General features: G+C 67.8%; 4 protein-coding genes. All 4 read left to right on the forward strand.

Translation table 11 applies throughout. The features are described 5' to 3' along the window. A partial coding sequence (locus tag ABYB95_RS19260) for an FtsX-like permease family protein (protein ID WP_372660565.1) occupies positions 1 to 486 on the forward strand: 486 nt, incomplete at its 5' end. A 35-nt stretch (positions 487 to 521) separates the two neighbouring features. Continuing rightward, positions 522 to 1490 carry a toll/interleukin-1 receptor domain-containing protein gene (locus tag ABYB95_RS19265; protein ID WP_372660568.1) on the forward strand — a complete coding sequence of 323 codons (969 nt, stop codon included), beginning with the start codon at positions 522 to 524 and terminating at the stop codon, positions 1488 to 1490. Between the two features lie 26 nt (positions 1491 to 1516). Further along, positions 1517 to 2578, forward strand: a complete 1062-nt coding sequence (locus tag ABYB95_RS19270) for a PLP-dependent cysteine synthase family protein (protein ID WP_372660571.1) — start codon at positions 1517 to 1519, stop codon at positions 2576 to 2578. Beyond that, positions 2575 to 3644 (forward strand): lipocalin-like domain-containing protein (locus tag ABYB95_RS19275; protein WP_372660574.1); only part of this gene is annotated, 1070 nt, incomplete at its 3' end. The genes ABYB95_RS19270 and ABYB95_RS19275, both read left to right, overlap by 4 nt.

Consider the following 3644-nt stretch of genomic DNA (forward strand, 5'->3'; position numbering starts at 1 on the left):
AGCCTGGGCACACGCGATCTGATCGAGATCGCGTCGGTGGGGCAGATCCGCGCGGTATCGCTGCGCATTTTCGACCGCAGTTTTGCCGTGACCTACTGGCTGCAGGCGGTGGCCATCGGCATCGGCCTGTTCGGCGTGGCGGCCAGTTTCAGCGCACAGGTGCTGGCGCGGCGCCGCGAATTCGGTCTGCTGGCCCACCTCGGCCTGACCCGGCGGCAAATCCTGGGCGTGGTGGCACTCGAAGGCCTGGCCTGGACGGTGTTGGGCGCGTTGGCCGGCCTGGCCCTGGGTCTGGGCGTGAGCCTGCTGCTGGTGCATGTGGTCAACCCGCAGAGCTTCCACTGGACCATGGACCTCAGCCTGCCCTGGTTGCGCCTGCTGGCATTGTGTTTTACCGTCGTGCTGGCCGGCACCGCAACCGCCTGGCTGGCCGGGCGTGCCGCCGTCAGCCGCGACGCGGTGCGCTCGGTGAAAGAAGACTGGTGAGCCCGCCAGCCACCCCACCGCCCACAAGGAGAACCATGACCGCCCTGCTTCCATGGACGCGCGCGCCGCGACGGCGGGTCTTCATCAGCTACCGGCGCGACGACACCAAATGGGTGGCCGGTCGTCTGGCCGATTCGCTCACCGCCTACTTTGGCGACAAACGGGTGTTCCGCGACGTGGGCGACATCCCGGGCGGTGCCGACTTTGGTCAGGTGATCCGGGGCAACCTGGGCCTGTCCGACGCCGCCATCGTGCTCATCGGGCCGGACTGGCTGCATGCGGCCGAAAACGTCCATGGCGTCGACGACATCGATCGGGCCGGTGGGGCCGGGCGCAGCCGTCTGCACCAGCCCGACGATTGGGTGGCACACGAAGTCACCGCTGCCATGGAAAAAGGCATTCCGGTCTACCCGGTGCTGGTGGACGGCACGCCCATGCCACGCGCCGCCGAACTGCCCGAGCGCCTGCGCCCACTGACCCGCTTCAACGCCATCACCCTGAGCGACGACCGCTGGGACGCCGACGTGAGCCGCCTGGCGCGCATCGTGGCGCTGGACATCCCGTCGGAAAACGAGCGCAAGCTCCAAGGCCTGAACCTGCTGGTGTCGCTGGCGCTGCTGGTGGTGGCCATGACCACCTTGCTGCTGCTGTTCCGCCAGCTCTTCCCGCTGGTGGCGGCGGTGGCCAATACCGCGCTGTGCCCGCTGAACGCAGAAGGCGCGCCGACCTGCCTGCTCTCGCTGGGCGCGACCGGCATTGCCTTCGTGGCCATTGCGCCGTGCAGCGCCATGCTGTTCGTGTTTGCGCGCTGGGTGCACCGCAAGCACAAGCCCTTTTTTCTCGCCGCCGCCTGGGCCGGTGCGCTGGGCACCCTGGGCTCGTTCCTGTTGCTCAAACCGCTGGCACCACCTTACGAGGAGCTGGCCATGGCGCTGGGTTCCACCGCCACCATTCTGGTGATGCTGGTGTGCATGAGCCTGTCGGGCTTCCGGCCTCGACAATAAGACCCGACTCCACACCGATTCGCCCCATGTCCACCACCACCGCCCACTGGCTGCACCAGGCCGTCACCCGCATCGAAGCCGACTTCTGCCGCAGCGCCGACACGCATCTGATCGCGCTGCCCTTGCCCGGCTTTGCGCGCCACGGCATCGACCTGTATCTGAAAGACGAATCCACCCACCCCACGGGCAGCCTGAAGCACCGCCTGGCGCGCTCGCTGTTTCTCTACGCCTTGTGCAATGGCTGGCTGCAAGAAGGCTCGACCGTGGTGGAGGCCTCCAGCGGCTCCACCGCCGTGAGCGAGGCCTACTTTGCCCGTTTGCTCGGCCTGCCCTTCATCGCCGTGGTGCCACGCACCACCTCGCAGGAAAAAATCGAACAGATCGCCTTTTACGGTGGCCGCTGCCACTTCGTCGAAAAGGCCGGCGATGTCTACGCCGCCGCCCAGCAACTGGCGCAAGACACCGGCGGGCACTACATGGACCAGTTCACCTACGCCGAGCGCGCCACCGACTGGCGCGGCAACAACAACATCGCACAAAGCATGTTCGAGCAGATGGGCCGTGAGCGCCACCCGGTGCCGCGCTGGATCGTGGTCGGCGCGGGCACCGGCGGCACCAGTGCCACCATCGGGCGCTACCTGCGCTACCAGTGCCACGAAACCCGCCTCTGCGTGGCCGACCCCGAGGGCTCGGTGTTTGGCGCCTACCACCGCAGCGGCGACGCCAGCCTGACCGCGCCGGGCTCGCGCATCGAAGGCATTGGCCGCCCGCGCGTGGAAGCCAGCTTCGTGCGCTCGGTGATCGACCGCATGATCGAAGTGCCCAACGCCGAATCCGTGGCCGCCATGCGCGCCTTGACACCCCTGCTGGGCCGCCGCGTGGGTCCGTCCACGGGCACCAATCTGGTGGCCATGCTGCAGATCGCGCACGAGATGCGCACACAAGGGCAGACCGGCTCTCTGCTGTCGCTGCTGTGCGACACCGGCGAGCGCTACCTGCAGACCTACCACGACCCGGCCTGGGTCCGCACGCAATGGGGCGATTGTGCTGCCGCGCAAACCGGGATCGAAACGCAATTGCAAGGATGAAAGCCAAAGATGTGCCAAACGCTGGCCGGCCCAACCGCCGCCAGCTGCTCGGTCTGGCCGGTGCGTTCGCCCTGCCCTGGCGCGGCGCACAGGCACAAGCGGGCGGCGTGCTCACGCCCAGACCTTTGAGTTTCCCGCAAGACCACGGCGCGCACACCGATGCGCACACCGAATGGTGGTACCTCACCGGCGACCTGAGCAGAGCAGACGGGCGCCGGTACGGCTTTCAAGTGACCTTTTTTCGCCGCCGGCTGGACGCCACGCAAGCGCTGCAAAGCCGTCTGGCCGCCAAACAATTGCTGCTGGCCCACGCGGCCATCACCGACGTGCAGGAACAGCGCAACTGGCACGACCAGCGCCTGGCCCGCTGGAACGGTCAGGCATACCCGCTGCCCCAAAGCCCGGCGGCGGTTTACGCCGCGACAACAGACACCGAAGTGGTGCTGCGCGACTGGCGCCTGGAGCGCCACGCAGACGGCGGCTACACCACCGAGGTGCAAGCCAGCGACTTCGGGCTGAGCCTGGGTGCACAAGCCACGCAGCCCTTGCTGCTGCAGGGCGAAGACGGCTTTTCGCGCAAGGGGCCCGAGGCCTCTCAAGCCAGTTTTTATTACAGCCAGCCCCAGCTGGCGGTGCAAGGACGGCTCCGTCTGCAAGGCCAGACCCAGGCCGTCACGGGTCGGGCCTGGCTGGACCACGAATGGAGCGAATCGCTGCTGCACCCCGATGCCGTGGGCTGGGACTGGGTCGGCATGAACCTGCAGAACGGCGACAGCCTCACCGCCTTTCGGCTGCGCCGTGCCGATGGCAGCGCGTTGTGGGCCGGTGGCTCGTACCGCAGCCAAGGTGCCAGCGCTGCGACAGGTCGGCTGCGGCGCTTCGGCCCCGACGAAGTGGTGTTCGCGCCCTTGCGGTTCTGGACCAGCCCGCTCACGCAGACACGGTATCCGGTGGCGTGGCGGCTGCGCACGCCCAGTGGCGACTACACCGTCAAAGCCGTGATCGACGCGCAAGAACTGGACAGCCGCCAGAGCACCGGCGCGGTGTACTGGGAAGGCCTGTCCGA

This window comes from Hydrogenophaga sp., from assembly GCF_041633695.1.
In the GTDB taxonomy this organism is placed as follows: domain Bacteria; phylum Pseudomonadota; class Gammaproteobacteria; order Burkholderiales; family Burkholderiaceae_C; genus Hydrogenophaga.